The following is a 19,215-nucleotide window of genomic DNA, read 5'->3' on the forward strand; positions in this document are numbered from 1 at the left end:
ACAGGAGAAATCGGCTGCCTTCAGAAGTTGTGTAGATACCTATGCTCATCGCGGGCAAGCCCGGCTCCCACATTGGAATGCATTCCCCTGTGGGAGCGGGCTTGCCCGCGATAGCGATCTTACAGGCGCAGCAGGGTCTTCCAGGCCCGGTTCTGATACACCGCAATCGCCTGATGCATGCGCGCATCCAGCGATTCATCGGTGATCGGCTGGTTGGCCAGCAGCGCCAACTTGTTCAGTTCGCCGTACAAACGGTCCAGTTCCGGGATGTCCACCACGTTACGTGCGTGGTGCAGCCAGGCCTGGATGCGCTCGATGCGCGGCAGTTGCTCGGCCAGGTCTTCCGGTTGCTGCTGGTAGCGCGGCAGTTGCAGGGCGACGGCGTCGTCAGCCAGCAGGCGTGGCAGCCAGTTGGTGATTTGCGCGGCGCCCTGGCGGTTGCCACGCACATTGCGGTCGGTGGTCCAGGCGCGGGCCAGCAGCCAGCGCGAGGTGTTCAGCGAGAACAGGCCCCAGCGCACGTCTTCGAGTTCTTCGGCGAACTGTTCCGGCGCGGCTTTGCGGATGTCTTCATCGTCATCGCCAGCCTGTACCAGTGGGCGCCAGTCTTCCAGCAGTGCGTCCAGTGCACTGCGCAGTTCGCTGGTGGATTGACGCGGCGCGGCCTGGCCGAGGCTGCCGACCAGGGCGCGCAGTTCACCGAGGTTGTCGACCCAGTCCTGCAGCAGACGCCAATGACCGTTGAAACGGTATTGCTCAGCCAGACGCTGGCTGCTGCCCAACAGGTGCCACATGATTGCGGCGAAGGCGTCGTCCAACGGCATTTCGGCGTGGATCTGCGGGGCTGGCAGGCTCAGCGAGTAGCTGCTGGCGTCGTACAGGCGGTAGCCGCGCTCGGCCTTGCTGATATCGCACGGCATCAGCGCCAGGGTCGCGGCCAGTTCGGCGGCCAGTTCCAGCAGGGCAGCCGGTTCGCCTTCGCGCAGTTCCAGTTCCAGCTCGCAGATTTCTTCTTTCTGCTTGCCGACCACCACATGGCCCAGGTCCAGGGCGGCTTCGATCACCACCTTGGCCTTGCCACGGCCCCAAGCGATTTCGGCGCGCTCACGCACGAAATCGGTGGTGAAGATTGGCTTGAGGGTCTTTTTGTCCAGCTCGGCCAATTGCTCGGGCCAGCACTCGCCGTCGAGTTTCTTCACATCGAGCTTGGCTTTGGGCAGGTCCCAGTTGTATTCATTGCGTTCCGACAAGCCGGCGACGCTTTGGCCGCGGGTCTTGAGGGTCTGGATGATGTCGTCACCGTCCTTGCGCAGGCGCAGGGCGACTTTGGCCTGGGCCAGGTCGCGTTCAGGGGTGTCGAAGTACTGGTTCATCAACTCACGGCGTTCCCAGCCACTTTTGTTGCGTTTTTTCAGTAGCGGGTGCTCACGTAGCGCGGCGAGGGTTTCGCGGCTGACGCGGAGCTTGATTTCGGTTTCTTTCTGCATGGCCGGAAAATCCAGGATCGGGAGCGCAGCCGGGGAAATGTGTGGCTGCCAAGGTCGTGCAGTGTACAGGACTGAGCCCGGCAACGTGCCGCAACGGTTTATTGTGTCGTGCAGATGGTTCTATAGTGGGGCTCATCCGGGAAGTTGAGAGGCCGCGCATGCCGTTACCGTCCATGAAAGAGCAATTCGCCGCGCTGATTGCCGCGCCGTCGGTCAGTTGCACCCAAGCGTCTCTCGACCAGACCAACCGCCCGGTCATCGACCTGCTCGCCAGTTGGCTGGGCGACCTGGGTTTTGCCATCGATATCCAGCAAGTCAGCCCCGGCAAGTTCAACTTGCTCGCCAGTTTCGGCAGTGGCCCCGGCGGGCTGGTGCTGGCCGGGCATAGCGATACCGTGCCGTATGACGCCGCGCTGTGGAAGACCGATCCGCTTAAACTGACGGAAGTCGACGGCCGCTGGGTAGGCTTGGGCAGCTGCGACATGAAGGGTTTTTTTGCCCTGGCCATCGAAGCCTTGCTGCCCTTGCTGGATCAGCCGTTCAAGCAACCTTTGCTGATCCTCGCCACCTGCGATGAAGAAAGCTCAATGTCCGGTGCTCGTGCACTGGCCGAGGCCGGACGCCCGTTGGGCCGTGCGGCGGTGATTGGTGAGCCGACGGGGCTCAAGCCGATCCGCCTGCACAAAGGCGTGATGATGGAGCGCATCGATATTCTGGGCCAAAGCGGCCATTCGTCGGACCCAAGCCTGGGTCATAGCGCCCTTGAAGCCATGCACGATGCTATTGGCGAACTGCGTGGCCTGCGCCTGGCCTGGCAGCGTGAGTACCGCAACCCGCAATTCAGCGTGCCGCAACCGACCATGAACTTTGGTTGTATTCACGGTGGCGACAACCCCAACCGCATCTGCGGCCAATGCTCGCTGGAATTCGACCTGCGGCCGTTGCCGGGCATGGACCCGCAGGTACTGCGCGCCGCCATTCGTCAGAAGCTCGAACCCTTGGCGGAGCGTCATAAAGTCAAGATCGACTACGCACCGTTGTTCCCCGAAGTGCCGCCGTTCGAGCAGGCCGAAGATGCCGAGCTGGTGCGGGTGGCGGAACGATTGACCGGTCATCGTGCGCAAGCAGTAGCGTTCGGCACCGAAGCGCCTTATCTTCAGCGCCTTGGTTGTGAAACCCTGGTGCTCGGCCCTGGCGATATCGCCTGTGCTCACCAACCGGGCGAGTACCTCGAAATGTCACGCTTGACGCCTACAGTGCGTCTATTGCGGGAACTGATCGAGCATTACTGCCTGAAACCTGCATAAATTAACCCCTGCCTATTCGTACATAGAAGGAGAGCGAGCGTGTCGCCAAGCCTGTTCCGACGATAACCATCAGCCCGCTGTGCGCTTTCACGATTCATCCTTTTTTGGCTGCTTTTTATTACAGGCCCAGGTTTTATGCCCGAATACGTCAATTGGCTTCGTCACGCTTCGCCTTACATCAACGCCCACCGCGACTGCACCTTTGTGGTCATGCTGCCCGGCGATGGCGTGGACCACCCTAACTTCGGCAATATCGTCCACGACCTGGTGCTGCTCCACAGCCTGGGTGTGCGGCTGGTGCTGGTGCACGGTTCGCGCCCGCAGATTGAAACCCGCCTTGAAGCACGCGGCCTCACCCCGGCTTACCACGAAGGTTTGCGCATCACTGATGCGGCGACCCTGGAATGTGTGATCGACGCGGTCGGGCATCTGCGCATTGCTATCGAGGCGCGGCTGTCCATGGACATGGCCTCGTCGCCGATGCAGGGCTCGCGCTTGCGCGTGGCCAGCGGCAATCTCGTTACTGCACGGCCGATCGGTGTACTCGAAGGCGTGGACTACCACCACACCGGCGAAGTGCGCCGGGTGGACCGCAAAGGCATCAATCGCCTGCTGGACGAGCGCTCCATCGTGCTGCTGTCGCCATTGGGTTATTCGCCCACCGGCGAGATCTTCAACCTGGCCTGCGAAGACGTCGCCACCCGCGCCGCCATCGACCTGGGCGCCGACAAGCTGCTGCTGTTTGGCGCCGACCTCGGTTTGCTCGATGAGCATGGTCGCCTGGTGCGTGAGTTGCGCCCGCAACAAGTGCCGGCGCACCTGCAGCGGCTGGGTAACAACTATCAGGCTGAGTTGCTGGATGCCGCCGCCGAGGCTTGCCGTGGCGGAGTAGGGCGCAGCCATATCGTCAGTTATGCCGAAGACGGCGCGTTGCTCACCGAGCTGTTCACCCGCGACGGTGGCGGCACGTTGGTGGCCCAGGAGCAATTCGAACTGGTGCGTGAAGCGGCGATTGAAGACGTCGGTGGCTTGCTCGACCTGATCAGCCCGCTGGAAGAGCAGGGCATTCTGGTGCGGCGTTCGCGTGAGGTGTTGGAGCGTGAGATCGAGCAGTTCAGCGTGGTCGAGCGCGAAGGCATGATCATCGCTTGTGCGGCGTTGTATCAGATCGCCGATTCGGATGCCGGTGAGCTGGCGTGCCTGGCAGTGAACCCGGAGTACCGTCACGGCGCACGCGGTGATGTATTGCTGGAGCGCATCGAGACCCGCGCGCGGGCCCAGGGTTTGAAGACTTTGTTTGTCCTCACCACGCGCACCGCCCACTGGTTCCGCGAGCGCGGGTTTGTGCCGAGCAGCGTGGACCGCCTGCCGTCGGCACGGGCCTCGCTGTACAACTATCAGCGTAATTCGAAGATTTTCGAGAAGGCGCTGTAAGCCCGTTCTTTCGGCCCAATACAGAGCTGGCTCATGTGGGAGCTGGCTTGCCTGCGATGCAGGCGACTCGGTTTTTCAGATAAACCGAGGTGATGCAATCGCAGGCAAGCCAGCTCCCACAGGGGACTGCATTTATTCTTTGATGAATTTATCGGTCACAAAGGCCGAGTAATCCGGCAGCACCGTTTCGACCTTCCCCTGTTCCTTCAAAAACTTCGCCGTCTCCCCAATCGCCTTCGCGGTGCCGCCTTTAAGCAGTGCCTCGGTCTGCTGTGCCTGGGCATCCGGGAAGGTGGTGCCGGCCAACAGTTCAGGAATATCGGCGGCATTCGCACCTGTCAATTTGGCGATTTTTTGCACAGGTTCGGAATCGACGGTCCAGCGGTCTTTATGGGCCGCATAGTCAGCAAACGAATCCAGCGTGACCTTGGCAAACTTGGCCACTACGTCAGGATGTTTTTGCGCGAAATCCTTGCGCGCCACCCACACTTCGAACGTCGGCGCGCCCCACTGACCCACCTGGGCCGCGTCGGTCAGGGTTTTTCCGGTCTTGCGGATCTCCCCCAGCGCCGGTGACCACACGAATGCGCCGTCGATATCGCCACGTTTCCACGCGGCGGCGATTTCTGCCGGTTGCAGGTTCACCACTTTGACTTTTTGAGTGTCCAGGCCCCAGTGCTTCAGCGCACCGAGCAGGCTGTAATGGGAGGTCGAGACGAACGGGGTGGCGATGGTTTTACCCACCAGGTCTGCGGGTTTGTCGATGCCACTACCGTTGCGTACCACCAGGGCTTCAGAAGTGTTGATCTGCGCCGATACGATAAACGCCACGATCGGTAGATTACGTGACGCCGCTGCTGCAAGGGGGCTGGAACCGAGATTGCCGATTTGCACATCGCCGGAGGCGATAGCGGTGACCACTTCAGGGCCGCTGTTGAAACGGCGCCAGGCGATGTTCTCGCCGATGGCCTTTTCATAGAGGCCGTCAGCCTGGGGGACTTTGCTGGGGTCGATGCCGGTTTGATAGCCGATGGTCAAATCGGCGGCTTTGACACCAAAAGAAAGTATTAGTGACACAAAAACTGTAACAAATTGACGGGAGGATGTGCGTTTGGCCATGATGGCGTCGCCTTTTTGATCGTGGGTGACGTATGCAACAGTACGATCACACTAATCGATCTAAAAAAAGGCTGGTAAATACCCTTTAGGAATTAGCTTATGGAGCGGTTGATCTATGCTGATCGACTCACTGCCTGCTGAGGCTTATTCCTGAATCGTATGAAAAAGAATGAAACAATTCTTTTTGGGTGTATGAAAAACTCATTACCCTGCAGGGACCAAATCAACTGCGGTTAGACGAAGGTAGTAGACACACAAGGTTACGATTGACTTGGTAGTCACTATCTGGCGCTAATCGCGCATCTGTGGATCGAGGGCGTCAGACCCGAGACCAAAGAAATACAAAAATTAGAAATGAGAGGAGCGGTACATGAAGAAGTCCACCTTGGCGTTGGCTGTGACCCTGGGCGCAATCGCTCAGCAAGCAGGCGCTGCCGGTTTTATCGAAGACAGTAAGGCCACACTGGGCCTGCGTAACTTCTACATCAACACGGATAACCGTGATGGTGCTGCAGACCCGTCCAGGAACGAAGAATGGGGCCAAGGCTTCGATCTGCGGTTCATTTCGGGCTATACCCAAGGCACGGTTCAGTTCGGCGTTGACGCAATCGGCCTGTACGGCGTGCGCCTCGATTCTGGCCGCGGCACCAGCGGTAACATCACCGGTACTTCGTCCGGCGGTACTGTGTTCCCAAGCGACGGCAATCGCGCGGTCAACGATTTCGCCAGCCTCGGTGTGACCGGTAAGGTGAAGATCTCCCAAACCGAACTGAAACTGGGTACGTTGCAGCCTAAGCTGCCAGTTATCGTGACCAACGATGGTCGTATGCTGCCGCAAACCTTCCAGGGTGGCCAGATCACTACCAACGACATCAAGGATTTGACCCTGGTTGCCGGTCAGATTGAGCATGCCAAAGGCCGTAACTCCAGCAACAACGAAGGTTTGTCGCTGGGTGGTGCCAACGGTGGCTCGAACTACACCGCAGGCAAGTTCGTCAACAAGTTCTACTATGCCGGTGGTGACTACAAGCTCACCAAAGATCTGACCGCACAGTACTACTACGGCAACCTGGAAGACTTCTACAAGCAGCACTTCCTGGGTCTGACCCATAACTGGTCGATCGGCCCGGGCGTATTGAAGTCTGACCTGCGTTATTTCAACAGTTCTGACGACGGCCTGAACGGTAATACGGCTGCCTACTACACCAGCGGTAACTACAACGGTTTCCGTGCCGGTAAGGGTAAAGTCGACAACAACCTGTACAGCGGACTTTTCCTGTACTCCGTGGCCGGCCACACCTTTGGTGGCGGTTACCAAGTCAGCAATGGCAGCAGCGACTTCCCTTGGCTGAACCAAGGTGACGGCTCGTCGGCTTACATCACTACCGACATGCAGATCCAGAAGTTCGCCCGTGCTGGCGAGCGTACCTGGCAAGCTCGTTACGCTTATGACTTCGCCAAGGTTGGCGTACCTGGCCTGACGGCTGGCGTTGTGTACCTCAAAGGTAGCAACATCGACACCATCGCGAACACTAACGCACGTACTGAAACCACTGGCCAGTCCGAGTGGGAACGCGACATCACCGTTGCCTACGTGATTCCAGAAGGCCCGCTGAAAAACCTCGGCGTGGCCTGGAAAAACGCGATGTGGCGTACCGACCTGGCGAACACCCGTTCCCAGGACGAAAACCGTCTGATCGTCAGCTACTCGCTGCCACTGTTCTAGTAGTGTGAAGCTGTTGTAAGACTGTAAACCTTGCCCGGCGCAACGCCGGGCAAGGTGTCTTGCTTTTCAAGTCGGGCTCAACCCCCGCAAGCCCTTCCTGAAACCCCTCTTTGTACAGCGTCTCAAGGCCTTCTCGAACCTTGTGATGGATGTTGATCCTCGCCCGTTCCCAAGTCCAATGAACAGATTTTTAATATTCCTTTATCGTCTAGATAAATCGATATTTATTCTTTTTAAATAATTCCTAACCCATGCACAGTGGGCTCCATAAGCACTCACCAGGAGCCACACCATGAGCCTAAGACTGGGCGACATCGCCCCCGACTTTGAACAGGATTCCAGCGCCGGCAAGATTCGTTTCCACGAATGGCTGGGCGATAGCTGGGGCGTGTTGTTTTCCCATCCCGCGGACTTCACTCCGGTGTGCACCACGGAGCTGGGCTTTACCGCCAAGCTCAAGGACGAATTCGCGCAGCGTGGCGTCAAGGCCATTGCCCTGTCGGTCGACCCGGTGGACTCGCACCACAAGTGGATCGAAGACATCAACGAAACCCAGAACACCGTCGTCAACTTCCCGATCCTGGCCGATGCCGATCGCAAGGTGTCGGACCTCTACGACCTGATCCACCCGAATGCCAGTGACACGCTCACCGTGCGTTCCTTGTTCGTGATCGACCCGAACAAGAAGATCCGCCTGACCATCACTTACCCGGCCAGCACCGGCCGTAACTTCCACGAAATCCTGCGGGTCATCGACTCGTTGCAGCTGACCGACAACCACAAGGTCGCCACGCCCGCCAACTGGCAGGACGGCGATGAAGTGGTGATTGTGCCGTCGCTCAAGGACGAGGAAGAGATCAAGCAGCGCTTTCCGAAGGGCTACCGTGCGGTGAAGCCGTACTTGCGGCTAACCCCACAGCCTAACCGTTAACGCAGAACTAAATGTGGGAGCGGGCTTGCTCGCGAAAGCGGTGTGTCATTCAAAGATGCATCAACTGAAAGTCAGCATTCGCGAGCAAGCCCGCTCCCACATTTGTCGGTATTTCCAGTCTCACATAGCAGGGGTTTTCAGGCCGTTTCGACGGCCTTTTTTTTCGTCTTGAGATTTATATTCTCCATATGCATTTATAGAATAAACAAATGAAAAAATAAGATTTTAAGATATATAAATATGCTGATAGGGTCTGTTCCATCTTGGCGACATCGCCACCCAGCGAACCGCCGACACTTGCCCAAGGAATACCTGCATGCTGGTCGTAACACTTGGAGGCAGCCCCAGCCAGCGTTCGCGCTCCGGGGTCTTGCTGGAAAAAACCCGTCAGTGGCTGCAAGACAAAGGCGTGGAAGTGGTGAGTTATCAGATACGGGACTTCCCCGCCGAAGACTTGCTGCACGCCCGCTTCGACAGCCCCAAAGTCATCGATCTGTTGCAGCAAATCGCCAATGCCGACGGCCTGGCCATCGCCACGCCGGTGTACAAGGCCTCGTTTTCCGGCGCGCTGAAAACCGTACTCGACCTGCTGCCCGAGCGCGCCCTGGCCCACAAGATCGTGTTGCCAATGGCCACCGGCGGCAGCATCGCCCACATGCTGGCGGTGGACTACGCCTTGAAGCCGGTGCTCTCGGCCCTCAAGGCCCAGGAACTGCTCCACGGCATCTTTGCCGAAGACAGCCAGATCGCTTACGCCGAAGGCAGTGCCCAGGCGCAACTGGTGCCGGTGCTTGAGCAGCGACTGCACGAGGCCCTGGAGACGCTTTATGGCGCCATGGCCCGTCGCCCCAAACCGCTGGACCCCAATGTGTTGAATGAACGTTTGTTGAGTGCTCGCTGGAGCATTTAAGCCGTACCGAAATTTGTAGTACTCACCTTACTCAGCCGCCAACGGCCAAGCAGGTGCAGCCAACCCCCTCATCGCATTATTTGGAGAGAGCGCCATGCGCACTGTCATCTTGCGTCGTGGTCTGGTCGCACTGTTTGCTGCGGCTGTGTCCTTCGGCGCCATTGTTCAAGCCCAGGCCGCCGAGACGTTGCGGATCGGTTATCAGAAGTACGGCACGCTGGTGCTGCTCAAAGCCAAGGGCTCGCTGGAAAAACGCCTGGCCGCCCAGGGCGTGCAAGTGCAATGGACCGAATTCCCCGGTGGCCCGCAGTTGCTCGAAGGCCTGAACGTCGGTGCGATCGACTTTGGTGTCACCGGCGAAACGCCGCCCGTGTTCGCCCAGGCGGCGGGTGCAGATTTGCTCTACGTCGCCTATGAGCCACCCGCGCCGACCAGTGAAGCGATCCTGGTGCCCAAGGATTCGACGATCAAATCGGTGGCCGAGCTCAAGGGCAAGAAAATCGTGCTCAACAAAGGCTCCAACGTGCACTACCTGTTGGTACGTGCCCTGGAAGATGCCGGCCTCAAATACACCGACGTGCACACCATCTTCCTGCCACCCGCCGATGCCCGCGCCGCGTTCGAGCGTGGCAGCGTCGATGCCTGGGTGATCTGGGACCCGTACCAGGCAGCCGCCGAGAAACAACTGCAAGCGCGCACCCTGCGTGACGGCACCGGCATTGCCGACAACCACCAGTTCTACCTGGCCACCAAGCCCTACGCCACGCAGCACCCGGACGTGATCAAGGCGCTGGTGGAAGAAGTGCGCGCAGTGGGCGAATGGTCCAAGGCCAACCCTCAGGAAGTAACCGAACAAGTCGCGCCACTGCTCGGCTTGCCGGCGGACATCACCCTGACCTCGGTCAAGCGCCAAGGCTACGGCGCGCTGTTCCTGACCCCGGAAGTGGTCGCCGCCCAGCAGAAAATCGCCGACACCTTCTACCAGCTCAAATTGATCCCCAAACCCTTGAGCATCAAGGACGTGATCTGGACTCCATCCGCCGCCGTCGCCACAGCGCCGTAATCCGACTTCTTCAGGAGACAACTCCATGAGCCTCAATATTTTCTGGTTCCTGCCTACCCACGGCGACGGCCATTACCTTGGCACCGCCGAAGGCGCCCGCGCCGTCGATCACGGTTATCTGCAGCAAGTGGCCCAGGCGGCTGACCGCCTGGGGTTCGGCGGGGTGCTGATTCCTACCGGCCGCTCCTGTGAAGACTCGTGGCTGGTCGCCGCCTCGCTGATCCCGGTAACCCAGCGACTGAAATTCCTTGTCGCGCTGCGCCCCGGCATCATCTCCCCGACGGTGGCGGCGCGTCAGGCCGCGACCCTGGACCGTTTGTCCGGCGGGCGGGCTTTGTTCAACCTGGTCACCGGCGGTGATCCGGAAGAGCTGGCTGGCGATGGCTTGTTCCTCAGCCACGAAGAGCGCTACCAGGCCTCGGTGGAATTCACCCGCATCTGGCGCCGTGTGCTGGAAGGCGAAACCGTGGATTACGACGGCGAACACATCAGTGTCAAAGGCGCCAAATTGCTTTACCCGCCGATCCAGCAGCCACGTCCGCCGCTGTACTTCGGTGGCTCGTCTGAAGCCGCCCAGGACCTGGCAGCCGAACAGGTGGAAATGGTGTTGACCTGGGGCGAACCACCGGCCGCCGTCGCGGAAAAGATCGAGCAGGTGCGGGCCAAGGCAGCAAAACTTGGGCGCACCGTGCGCTTCGGTATTCGCCTGCATGTCATCGTGCGCGAAACCAACGATGAAGCGTGGAAAGCCGCCGACAAACTGATTTCCCATCTGGATGACGAAACCATCGCCCGCGCCCAGGCATCCCTGGCGCGTTTCGACTCGGTTGGCCAGCAGCGTATGGCCGCTTTGCACGGTGGCAACCGCGACAACCTCGAAGTCAGCCCCAACCTGTGGGCCGGTGTCGGCCTGGTGCGCGGCGGTGCCGGCACCGCACTGGTGGGTGACGGCCCAACCGTTGCGGCGCGGGTCAAGGAATACGCCGCGCTGGGCATCGACACTTTTATCTTCTCCGGTTACCCACACCTGGAAGAGTCGTATCGGGTTGCCGAGCTGTTGTTCCCGCACCTGGATATCGAGCGTCCCGAGCTGCCAAAAAGCGCCGGTTACGTCAGCCCGTTCGGCGAAATGGTCGCCAACGACATTCTTCCCAAAGCTGCGTCGCAGAGCTGAGGCGCCATTATGGATTTTGAAAAATTAAGTCATCGTGTTGCGCCCTGGGTGCTGCCGATTTTACTGCTGGCGGTGTGGCAGTTGTCGGTGTCGGCGGGCTGGTTGTCGACGCGCATTCTGCCGGCGCCCAGCGCCGTGATCGAAGCGGGCGTCAACCTGGTACGCAGCGGCGAAATCTGGACGCACCTGGCCATCAGCGGCTGGCGTGCCGGGCTGGGCTTTGTGATCGGTGGCAGCATCGGTTTGGCCCTGGGCTTTATCACCGGCCTGTCGAAGTGGGGCGAGCGCCTGCTGGACAGCTCGGTGCAGATGATCCGCAACGTGCCGCACCTGGCGTTGATTCCGCTGGTGATTTTGTGGTTCGGCATTGACGAGACCGCGAAGATTTTCCTGGTCGCCCTCGGCACGCTGTTCCCGATTTACCTGAATACCTACCACGGCATCCGCAACGTCGACCCGGCGCTGGTGGAGATGTCGCGCAGCTACGGTTTGTCCGGTTTCAGCCTGTTCTGGCAAGTGATCCTGCCGGGCGCGTTGCCTTCGATTCTGGTGGGCGTGCGCTTCGCCCTGGGCTTTATGTGGCTGACGCTGATCGTGGCGGAAACCATCTCGGCCAGTTCCGGCATCGGTTACCTGGCGATGAACGCCCGCGAATTCCTGCAAACCGACGTGGTGGTACTGGCGATTGTGCTCTACGCCATCCTCGGCAAGCTCGCCGACCTCGCGGCGCGTGGCCTGGAACGTGTGTGGCTGCGCTGGCATCCGGCTTACCAAGTGAATAAAGGAGGTGCGGCATGACCGCTCAACAACCTCCGCGCCTGCTCAAGGGCATCCCGCTGGCGGTGCGCAAATTGCGCAAGGCCTTTGGTGCGCGGGAAGTACTCAAAGAGATTGATCTGCACATTCCGGCCGGTCAGTTCGTGGCCGTGGTCGGCCGCAGCGGCTGCGGCAAAAGTACCTTGCTGCGTCTGCTCGCAGGCCTGGATAAAGCCAGTGGCGGCGAGCTGCTGGCCGGCTCCGCGCCGTTGAGCGAGGCGATTGAAGACACGCGGTTGATGTTCCAGGAAGCGCGTTTGCTGCCGTGGAAAAAAATCATCGACAACGTGGGCCTGGGCCTTAAAGGCAACTGGCGTCCCAAGGCATTGGAAGCGTTGGAGGCAGTGGGTTTGGCCGAGCGCGCCAATGAGTGGCCGGCGGCCTTGTCCGGTGGCCAGAAGCAACGCGTGGCTTTGGCTCGCGCGTTGATTCACCAGCCGCGCCTGTTGCTGCTCGATGAGCCGTTGGGGGCGCTGGACGCCCTGACCCGCATCGAGATGCAGCAACTGATCGAAAATCTTTGGCAGAAGCACGGCTTCACCGTGTTGCTGGTCACCCATGATGTCAGCGAAGCCGTGGCGATTGCTGACCGCGTGATTCTGATTGAAGACGGCGAAATCGGCCTCGACCTGATCGTCGATCTGCCACGCCCGCGTGCCCGTGGCTCACATCGCCTGGCCGCGCTGGAAGCTGAAGTGCTTAACCGGGTGCTGTCGCTGCCAGGCTCACCGCCGGAACCTGAACCTGTTTCACCGCTGCCTACGCAATTGCGTTGGGCTCAATAACGCATAGAGGAAAACCATCATGACTATCAAAGCCATCAACGTACGTAACCAGTTCAAAGGCACCATCAAGGAAATCGTCGAAGGCGACGTGCTGTCGGAAATCGACGTGCAGACCGCGTCCGGCATCGTGACTTCGGTGATCACGACTCGCTCGGTCAAAGAGCTGGAACTGGTGATTGGCAGCGAAGTGATTGCCTTTGTGAAGTCCACCGAGGTGTCGATCGCCAAGTTGTGATCACTCCACTGATCGTTCCCACGCTCTGCGTGGTAATGCATCCCGTGACGCTCTGCGTCACCGCAATGCAGGCGGGACGCGGAGCGTCCCAGGCGGCATTCCCACGCAGAGCGTGGGAACGATCAGCGCTTGGGCAAATACGCCGGCAAATAAAGCCCCACATACGCATCAAACACCCGCATCCCTTCTTCGGCCATGCGCGGCGTAATCTGCCCATGCTGATGCACCGAGCGCGCGTACACGCGGTCGCTCAACTCCAGCGCCAACGCGAACACGTCCACGTCGGTGGGCAAGGTCGGCACTTCGAAGTGGCGGTTGAACACGTCAAGCATTAAATCCCCCAGCTCCAAATCATGCTGACGGTCCGCCTGGGTCACTTCGGCAAGCCCGTGCTGCGCCAGGATCAACTGGCGTGCGGCCGCGTCGTTGCTGTAGATGCTGAGCATGCGTTGCTCGACGATAGAGGACAGGTCGCGCCACACCTTGAGTGAATCATGCTCGATGGGGGCCTGGATCGCCGCGCGGAAAGCGGCATGGACATCGGCGGTCAATGCCTCCAGCAGCGCCGGCACGCTGGCGAAAAAGTGATACACCGACGACGGTGGGATCTGCGCCCGTTCGGCCACGCTGTAGATCGACAAGCTCGCCACGCCTTCGCTCGCCAGCAAGGTGCGGGCGGCGTCGAGGATCGCATCGATCCGGGCCTGGCTGCGGGCGCGGGGTTTGCGAGTGGCGGCGGGGCGGGTGGGCATGGAAGTCTCCTACAAGGCAGAGCGCATTGTATGAGCAGGAGGGTGTGTTGTCTGCCAGGGCCTCATCGCAGGCAAGCCAGCTCCCACACTTTGATCTGTGAACGCATTCAAGTGTGGGAGCTGGCTTGCCTGCGATGAATACAACGCGGTCTACCGGAATAAACTCAAAAAAATTCCGCAGGCCATAAAGCCTGCGGCATTTTTTAAAGCAGCAACGGCTTACACCGTATGCAGATACCAGTTGTACTCAAGGTCGGAGATGGAGTGTTCAAACTCTTCCAGCTCACTTTCCTTACAGGCGACGAAGATATCGATGTATTTAGGATCGATGTACTTGGCCATCACCTCGCTGTCGTCCAACTCACGCAATGCATCGCGCAGGTTGTTCGGCAGGCTCTGTTCGTTCTGCTCGTAGCTGTTGCCTTCCACTGGAGCGCCAGGCTCGATCTTGTTGGTAAGACCGTGGTGCACGCCCGCCAAGACCGAAGCCATCAGCAGGTACGGGTTGGCGTCGGCACCGGCCACGCGGTGTTCGATACGCACGGCATCGGACGAGCCGGTGGGTACGCGAATGGCCACAGTGCGGTTATCCAGGCCCCAGCACGGCGAGTTCGGCACGTAGAACTGTGCGCCGAAACGACGGTAGGAGTTGACGTTGGGGCACAGGAACGCCATTTGGGCGGGCAGGGTCTCGAGCACACCGCCGATCGCGTGACGCAATGCGGCGTTCTGCTCGGGATCCTCGCTGGCAAAAATATTCTTGCCGTCCTTGTCCAAAATGGAGATGTGTACGTGCAAACCGTTGCCTGCCTGGCCTGGGTAAGGCTTGGCCATGAAGGTGGTGTCCATCTCATGGTCGTAGGCGATGTTCTTGATCAGGCGCTTGAGCAGTACCGCGTAGTCGCAGGCCTTGATCGGGTCGGCGACGTGGTGCAGGTTCACTTCGAACTGCGCCGGGGCACTTTCCTTGACGATGGCGTCAGCCGGGATGCCTTGCTCTTTGGCACCTTCCAGAATGTCCTGGAGGCAGTCGACGTATTCGTCGAGGTCGTCGATCAGGTACACCTGTGTCGAGTGCGGGCGTTTGCCGGAGATCGGCGAGCGGGGCGGTTGTGGGCGGCCGTTCACGTTCTCCTGGTCGATCAGGTAGAACTCAAGCTCGAAGGCGGCGCAGATGGTCAGACCGAGGTCGTCAAATTTGCTTACAACTTGGCGGAGCACTTCGCGAGGATCGGCGAAGAAAGGTTCACCTTCAAGTTCGTGCATGGTCATCAGCAGTTGCGCGGTTGGGCGCTTTTGCCAGGGTTCATTGCACAGGGTGTCGGGGATTGGATAACAGATTCGGTCAGCATCACCGATGTCCAGACCCAGGCCGGTGCTTTCCACCGTCGAGCCGTTGATATCCAGGGCAAATAAAGAGGCAGGCAGGTTAATGCCCTTCTCGTAAACCTTGTGGAGGCTGGTGCGTTCGATGCGCTTACCGCGCACCACACCATTCATATCCGCAATTAGAAGGTCTACGTACAGAACCTCAGGATGATCCTTAAGGAACGCGTTCGCTTCGTTAAGCTGAACGGCACGCGGGGGTACCGACATGATGCAACACCTTTGTTGTTAAAAATATCAATCATTGATCTTTTCTGGTTTCAGTCAACCCGAACGGCATGCCGAAGTCAAGCGAGGCCTTTTTTGCCCTAAAAAAGCGCCTTGAGGCCTTTTTTGGGGCTTTTTGGGGCGGTTTTTTGGGTTTGAAGGGCTTGGGACTAGCAGGCTAAAGCGGGCCGTGTTGTATTTTTTACGGGGGTGTTGTGTAAAAAAATGAACAAGGCTAAGCTCGATTCAAACCCATAACAGCAATAATACCGGGGTGCTTCATGTCTCGCCTGCCGTTAATCGGCGTCACCGCCTGCTCCAAACAGGTCGGTTTGCATGCTTATCACATCAGTGGCGACAAATACGTCCGTGCAGTCGCAGTCGCTGCCAAGGGCTTGCCATTGATCATTCCATCCTTGGGTGATCTGCTCGACCCGGCCAATATTCTTGACGGCCTGGATGGCATTCTCTTTACCGGCTCCCCGTCCAATATCGAACCCTTTCACTACGATGGTCCGGCCAGCGCGCCCGGGACTGCTCATGATTCTGCACGCGACCAGACCACCCTGCCGTTGCTGCGCGCCGCGATTGCGGCCGGCGTGCCGGTGCTGGGCATCTGCCGTGGCTTTCAGGAAATGAACGTGGCGTTCGGCGGCAGCCTGCACCAGAAGGTTCATGAAGTACCGGGCATGATGGATCACCGCGAAGACGAGACCCAGCCGCTGGAAGTCCAGTACGGCCCGGCGCACGCCGTGGCGATTACCCCCAATGGGGTATTGGCAGGCCTGGGTTTGCCGCCGACGATCCAGGTCAACTCGATTCATAGCCAGGGCGTTGATCGCCTGGCGCCGGGTATGCAGGTCGAAGCGACCGCACCCGATGGGTTGATCGAAGCTTTTTCTTACACGTCGGGCAAGGCTTTTGCTTTAGGAGTGCAATGGCACCCCGAATGGCAGGTAAGCTCTAACCCGCACTACCTCGCGATCTTCCAGGCCTTTGGCTCGGCTTGTCGAAAGCGGGCGATGCAACGCGACGCGGATGCTGCGTCAACCAACGCCTGACCTTTAATGGATGTCAGGAAACACAGCCCAGAGGCATTTATGAGTAACAACCTCGACCAGCTCACCGATTGGTTGAAAGACCACAAGATCACAGAAGTCGAATGCATGATTGGCGACCTCACGGGCATCACCCGGGGCAAGATCTCGCCGACCAACAAGTTCATCGCCGAAAAAGGCATGCGCCTGCCCGAGAGCGTTCTGTTGCAGACCGTGACCGGCGACTATGTCGAAGACGACATCTATTACGAATTGCTCGACCCGGCCGACATCGACATGATCTGCCGCCCCGACCAGAACGCGGTATTCCTGGTGCCTTGGGCCATCGAGCCCACCGCCCAGGTGATCCACGACACCTACGACAAACAAGGCAACCCCATCGAGCTGTCGCCGCGCAACGTGCTCAAGAAGGTACTCAAGCTCTATTCCGACCGGGGCTGGCAGCCGATCGTGGCGCCGGAGATGGAGTTCTACCTGACCAAGCGCTGCGAAGACCCGGACTTCCCGTTGCAACCGCCGATTGGCCGTTCCGGTCGCCCGGAGACGGGCCGTCAATCCTTCTCTATAGAAGCCGCCAACGAATTCGACCCGTTGTTCGAAGACGTCTACGACTGGTGCGAACTGCAGGAGCTGGACCTCGACACGCTGATTCACGAGGACGGCACGGCGCAGATGGAAATCAACTTCCGTCACGGCGATGCTTTGTCCCTGGCCGACCAGATTCTGGTGTTCAAGCGCACCATGCGTGAAGCCGCGCTCAAGCACAACGTGGCCGCCACCTTTATGGCCAAGCCGATGACCGGCGAGCCGGGCAGCGCGATGCACTTGCACCAGAGCATCATCGACATCGCCACCGGCAAGAACGTCTTCTCTAATGAAGACGGGACCATGAGCCAGCTGTTCCTGAACCACATTGGCGGCCTGCAGAAATTCATCCCTGAATTGCTGCCGCTGTTTGCCCCCAACGTGAACTCGTTCCGCCGCTTCCTGCCCGACACCTCGGCGCCGGTTAACGTGGAGTGGGGCGAAGAGAACCGCACCGTGGGCCTGCGTGTACCGGATGCCGGCCCGCAGAACCGCCGTGTCGAAAACCGCCTGCCAGGCGCCGATGCCAACCCGTACCTGGCGATTGCCGCCAGCTTGCTGTGTGGCTACATCGGCATGGTCGAAGGCCATAACCCCAGCGCACCTGTAGTGGGTCGTGGTTACGAGCGCCGCAACCTGCGCCTGCCGTTGACCATCGAAGACGCCCTGGAGCGCATGGAAAACAGCAAGACCATCGAGAAGTACCTGGGGCAGAAATTCATCACAGGCTACGTCGCGGTCAAGCGGGCCGAGCATGAAAACTTCAAGCGCGTGATCAGTTCGTGGGAGCGGGAATTCCTGCTCTTCGCCGTCTGATGCGCCGGGCGCGCGGGGCAACCTGCGCGCCCTTCACCGAAAAGTCTAGGAGACCGGTATGTCCAGCAACAACCCGCAAACCCGTGAATGGCAAGCCTTGAGCAATGATCACCACCTGGCGCCGTTCAGCGACTTCAAGCAATTGAAAGAGAAAGGCCCACGGATCATCACCAAAGCCCACGGCGTTTACCTGTGGGACAGCGAAGGCAACAAGATCCTCGACGGCATGGCCGGCCTGTGGTGCGTGGCGATCGGTTACGGTCGCGATGAACTGGCTGACGCCGCCGCCAAGCAGATGAAAGAATTGCCGTACTACAACCTGTTCTTCCAGACCGCGCACCCGCCGGTGCTGGAGTTGGCCAAAGTCATTGCCGATGTCGCGCCTGCCGGCATGAACCACGTGTTCTTTACCGGTTCCGGCTCCGAAGGCAACGACACCATGCTGCGCATGGTCCGCCACTACTGGGCGGTCAAGGGCCAGCCGAACAAGAAAACCATCATCAGCCGCAAGAATGGCTACCACGGTTCCACCGTGGCCGGCGCGAGCCTGGGCGGCATGACCTATATGCATGAACAGGGCGACCTGCCGATTCCGGGCATCACCCACATCGCCCAGCCGTACTGGTATGGCGAAGGCGGCGACATGAGCCCGGAAGAGTTCGGGATCTGGGCTGCCAACCAGTTGGAAGAAAAGATTCTGGAGCTGGGCGTGGACAACGTCGGGGCCTTTATTGCCGAGCCGATCCAGGGTGCCGGTGGCGTGATCGTGCCGCCTGAGACCTACTGGCCGCGCATCAAGGAAATCCTCGCCAAGTACGACATCCTGTTCGTCGCCGACGAAGTGATCTGCGGTTTTGGCCGCACCGGTGAGTGGTTTGGCAGTGATTTCTACGACCTCAAGCCGCACATGATGACCATCGCCAAAGGCCTGACCTCGGGTTACATCCCCATGGGCGGCCTGATCGTGCACGACGACGTGGTTGCCGTGCTCAACGAAGGCGGCGATTTCAACCACGGCTTCACCTATTCCGGTCACCCGGTGGCCGCCGCCGTGGCCCTGGAAAACATCCGCATCATGCGCGATGAAAAAATCATTAAGCGTGTGCACGAAGAAGCGGCACCGTATTTGCAGAAACGTCTGAGGGAACTGGCTGATCACCCGCTGGTGGGTGAAGTGCGCGGTGTGGGCATGCTCGGGGCGATTGAGCTGGTGCAGGACAAGGCCACGCGCAAACGTTACGAAGGCCGTGGTGTGGGCATGATCTGCCGCACGTTCTGCTTCGAGAATGGCCTGATCATGCGCGCCGTGGGCGACACCATGATCATTTCGCCGCCGCTGGTGATCAGCAACGCGGAAATCGACGAGCTGGTGACCAAGGCTCGCCACTGCCTGGACCTGACTTTGGCGGCATTGCAGGGCTAAG

17 protein-coding genes are annotated in these 19,215 nt (G+C 59.6%); 13 read left to right on the top strand and 4 right to left on the bottom strand.

The window, feature by feature from the left end; all coding sequences use genetic code 11:
- Window positions 1-119: 119 nt before the first annotated feature.
- Complete coding sequence (locus HBO23_RS05155) at window positions 120-1,487, bottom strand: CYTH domain-containing protein (RefSeq protein ID WP_170036760.1); 1,368 nt, start codon at window positions 1,485-1,487, stop codon at window positions 120-122.
- A 158-nt stretch (window positions 1,488-1,645) separates the two neighbouring features.
- On the opposite strand from HBO23_RS05155, the gene argE reads away from it, so the two are divergent.
- Together argE and argA are read left to right on the top strand one after the other, a co-directional pair.
- A complete protein-coding gene (argE, locus tag HBO23_RS05160) occupies window positions 1,646-2,794 on the top strand; it encodes an acetylornithine deacetylase (RefSeq protein WP_170036762.1) in 1,149 nt (382 codons plus the stop codon).
- A 135-nt stretch (window positions 2,795-2,929) separates the two neighbouring features.
- Complete coding sequence (argA, locus tag HBO23_RS05165) at window positions 2,930-4,228, top strand: amino-acid N-acetyltransferase (RefSeq protein ID WP_017139545.1); 1,299 nt, start codon at window positions 2,930-2,932, stop codon at window positions 4,226-4,228.
- Between the two features lie 132 nt (window positions 4,229-4,360).
- Here argA and tauA read toward each other — a convergent pair whose 3' ends face one another.
- Window positions 4,361-5,347 (bottom strand): taurine ABC transporter substrate-binding protein, encoded by a 987-nt coding sequence (gene tauA / locus HBO23_RS05170; protein WP_169987991.1) that lies wholly within the window; start codon window positions 5,345-5,347, stop codon window positions 4,361-4,363.
- A 370-nt stretch (window positions 5,348-5,717) separates the two neighbouring features.
- Here tauA and HBO23_RS05175 point away from each other — a divergent pair, with 370 nt between their 5' ends.
- The 8 genes from HBO23_RS05175 to HBO23_RS05210 all read left to right on the top strand — a co-directional run bounded on the left by HBO23_RS05175 (window position 5,718) and on the right by HBO23_RS05210 (window position 12,987).
- Entirely contained in the window at window positions 5,718-7,073 is a 1,356-nt protein-coding gene (locus HBO23_RS05175; protein WP_017139543.1) for an OprD family porin, read from the top strand.
- A gap of 292 nt (window positions 7,074-7,365) precedes the next feature.
- A complete protein-coding gene (locus HBO23_RS05180) occupies window positions 7,366-8,004 on the top strand; it encodes a peroxiredoxin (RefSeq protein WP_017139542.1) in 639 nt (212 codons plus the stop codon).
- Window positions 8,005-8,320: 316 nt separating this feature from the next.
- Entirely contained in the window at window positions 8,321-8,914 is a 594-nt protein-coding gene (gene ssuE, locus HBO23_RS05185; protein ID WP_170036764.1) for an NADPH-dependent FMN reductase, read from the top strand.
- 94 nt (window positions 8,915-9,008) lie between these two features.
- The gene (locus HBO23_RS05190) at window positions 9,009-9,977 is read left to right on the top strand and encodes a sulfonate ABC transporter substrate-binding protein (protein WP_138454184.1); all 969 of its coding nucleotides are present in this window, start codon (window positions 9,009-9,011) and stop codon (window positions 9,975-9,977) included.
- Between the two features lie 25 nt (window positions 9,978-10,002).
- Window positions 10,003-11,151, top strand: a complete 1,149-nt coding sequence (gene ssuD / locus HBO23_RS05195; RefSeq protein WP_017139539.1) for an FMNH2-dependent alkanesulfonate monooxygenase — start codon at window positions 10,003-10,005, stop codon at window positions 11,149-11,151.
- Between the two features lie 9 nt (window positions 11,152-11,160).
- Entirely contained in the window at window positions 11,161-11,949 is a 789-nt protein-coding gene (gene ssuC / locus HBO23_RS05200) for an aliphatic sulfonate ABC transporter permease SsuC (protein ID WP_017139538.1), read from the top strand.
- On the top strand, window positions 11,946-12,752 hold the full coding sequence (gene ssuB / locus HBO23_RS05205) for an aliphatic sulfonates ABC transporter ATP-binding protein (protein ID WP_017139537.1): 807 nt from the start codon (window positions 11,946-11,948) through the stop codon (window positions 12,750-12,752). Before ssuC ends, ssuB begins: the two co-directional genes overlap by 4 nt.
- A gap of 19 nt (window positions 12,753-12,771) precedes the next feature.
- Window positions 12,772-12,987: a TOBE domain-containing protein gene (locus HBO23_RS05210; protein WP_003213899.1), complete on the top strand. Its 216-nt coding sequence runs from the start codon at window positions 12,772-12,774 to the stop codon at window positions 12,985-12,987.
- Between the two features lie 122 nt (window positions 12,988-13,109).
- On the opposite strand, the gene HBO23_RS05215 is transcribed toward HBO23_RS05210, so the two are convergent.
- Both HBO23_RS05215 and HBO23_RS05220 read right to left on the bottom strand, forming a co-directional pair.
- Window positions 13,110-13,739, bottom strand: coding sequence for a TetR/AcrR family transcriptional regulator (locus tag HBO23_RS05215; protein ID WP_169987989.1), 630 nt, complete (start codon window positions 13,737-13,739; stop codon window positions 13,110-13,112).
- A 219-nt stretch (window positions 13,740-13,958) separates the two neighbouring features.
- Window positions 13,959-15,335, bottom strand: coding sequence for a glutamine synthetase family protein (locus tag HBO23_RS05220; RefSeq protein WP_003213894.1), 1,377 nt, complete (start codon window positions 15,333-15,335; stop codon window positions 13,959-13,961).
- A 278-nt stretch (window positions 15,336-15,613) separates the two neighbouring features.
- Here HBO23_RS05220 and HBO23_RS05225 point away from each other — a divergent pair, with 278 nt between their 5' ends.
- The 3 genes from HBO23_RS05225 to HBO23_RS05235 are packed head-to-tail and all read left to right on the top strand — an operon-like array spanning window position 15,614 to window position 19,214.
- The gene (locus HBO23_RS05225; protein ID WP_017139535.1) at window positions 15,614-16,393 is read left to right on the top strand and encodes a gamma-glutamyl-gamma-aminobutyrate hydrolase family protein; all 780 of its coding nucleotides are present in this window, start codon (window positions 15,614-15,616) and stop codon (window positions 16,391-16,393) included.
- 39 nt (window positions 16,394-16,432) lie between these two features.
- Complete coding sequence (locus tag HBO23_RS05230; protein ID WP_017139534.1) at window positions 16,433-17,791, top strand: glutamine synthetase family protein; 1,359 nt, start codon at window positions 16,433-16,435, stop codon at window positions 17,789-17,791.
- Between the two features lie 58 nt (window positions 17,792-17,849).
- The gene (locus HBO23_RS05235; RefSeq protein ID WP_099550304.1) at window positions 17,850-19,214 is read left to right on the top strand and encodes an aspartate aminotransferase family protein; all 1,365 of its coding nucleotides are present in this window, start codon (window positions 17,850-17,852) and stop codon (window positions 19,212-19,214) included.
- Window position 19,215: the final 1 nt, after the last annotated feature.

This window comes from Pseudomonas sp. WS 5532, from assembly GCF_012985445.1.
In the GTDB taxonomy this organism is placed as follows: Bacteria; Pseudomonadota; Gammaproteobacteria; order Pseudomonadales; family Pseudomonadaceae; genus Aquipseudomonas; species Aquipseudomonas edaphica.

Bases quoted from the DNA above. Each gene is read 5' to 3' on its own strand.
- HBO23_RS05155 (WP_170036760.1), bottom strand. From the start codon at position 1,487: ATGCAGAAAGAAACCGAAATCAAGCTCCGCGTCAGCCGCGAAACCCTC.
- argE (WP_170036762.1), top strand. From the start codon at position 1,646: ATGCCGTTACCGTCCATGAAAGAGCAATTCGCCGCGCTGATTGCCGCG.
- argA (WP_017139545.1), top strand. From the start codon at position 2,930: ATGCCCGAATACGTCAATTGGCTTCGTCACGCTTCGCCTTACATCAAC.
- tauA (WP_169987991.1), bottom strand. From the start codon at position 5,347: ATGGCCAAACGCACATCCTCCCGTCAATTTGTTACAGTTTTTGTGTCA.
- HBO23_RS05175 (WP_017139543.1), top strand. From the start codon at position 5,718: ATGAAGAAGTCCACCTTGGCGTTGGCTGTGACCCTGGGCGCAATCGCT.
- HBO23_RS05180 (WP_017139542.1), top strand. From the start codon at position 7,366: ATGAGCCTAAGACTGGGCGACATCGCCCCCGACTTTGAACAGGATTCC.
- ssuE (WP_170036764.1), top strand. From the start codon at position 8,321: ATGCTGGTCGTAACACTTGGAGGCAGCCCCAGCCAGCGTTCGCGCTCC.
- HBO23_RS05190 (WP_138454184.1), top strand. From the start codon at position 9,009: ATGCGCACTGTCATCTTGCGTCGTGGTCTGGTCGCACTGTTTGCTGCG.
- ssuD (WP_017139539.1), top strand. From the start codon at position 10,003: ATGAGCCTCAATATTTTCTGGTTCCTGCCTACCCACGGCGACGGCCAT.
- ssuC (WP_017139538.1), top strand. From the start codon at position 11,161: ATGGATTTTGAAAAATTAAGTCATCGTGTTGCGCCCTGGGTGCTGCCG.
- ssuB (WP_017139537.1), top strand. From the start codon at position 11,946: ATGACCGCTCAACAACCTCCGCGCCTGCTCAAGGGCATCCCGCTGGCG.
- HBO23_RS05210 (WP_003213899.1), top strand. From the start codon at position 12,772: ATGACTATCAAAGCCATCAACGTACGTAACCAGTTCAAAGGCACCATC.
- HBO23_RS05215 (WP_169987989.1), bottom strand. From the start codon at position 13,739: ATGCCCACCCGCCCCGCCGCCACTCGCAAACCCCGCGCCCGCAGCCAG.
- HBO23_RS05220 (WP_003213894.1), bottom strand. From the start codon at position 15,335: ATGTCGGTACCCCCGCGTGCCGTTCAGCTTAACGAAGCGAACGCGTTC.
- HBO23_RS05225 (WP_017139535.1), top strand. From the start codon at position 15,614: ATGTCTCGCCTGCCGTTAATCGGCGTCACCGCCTGCTCCAAACAGGTC.
- HBO23_RS05230 (WP_017139534.1), top strand. From the start codon at position 16,433: ATGAGTAACAACCTCGACCAGCTCACCGATTGGTTGAAAGACCACAAG.
- HBO23_RS05235 (WP_099550304.1), top strand. From the start codon at position 17,850: ATGTCCAGCAACAACCCGCAAACCCGTGAATGGCAAGCCTTGAGCAAT.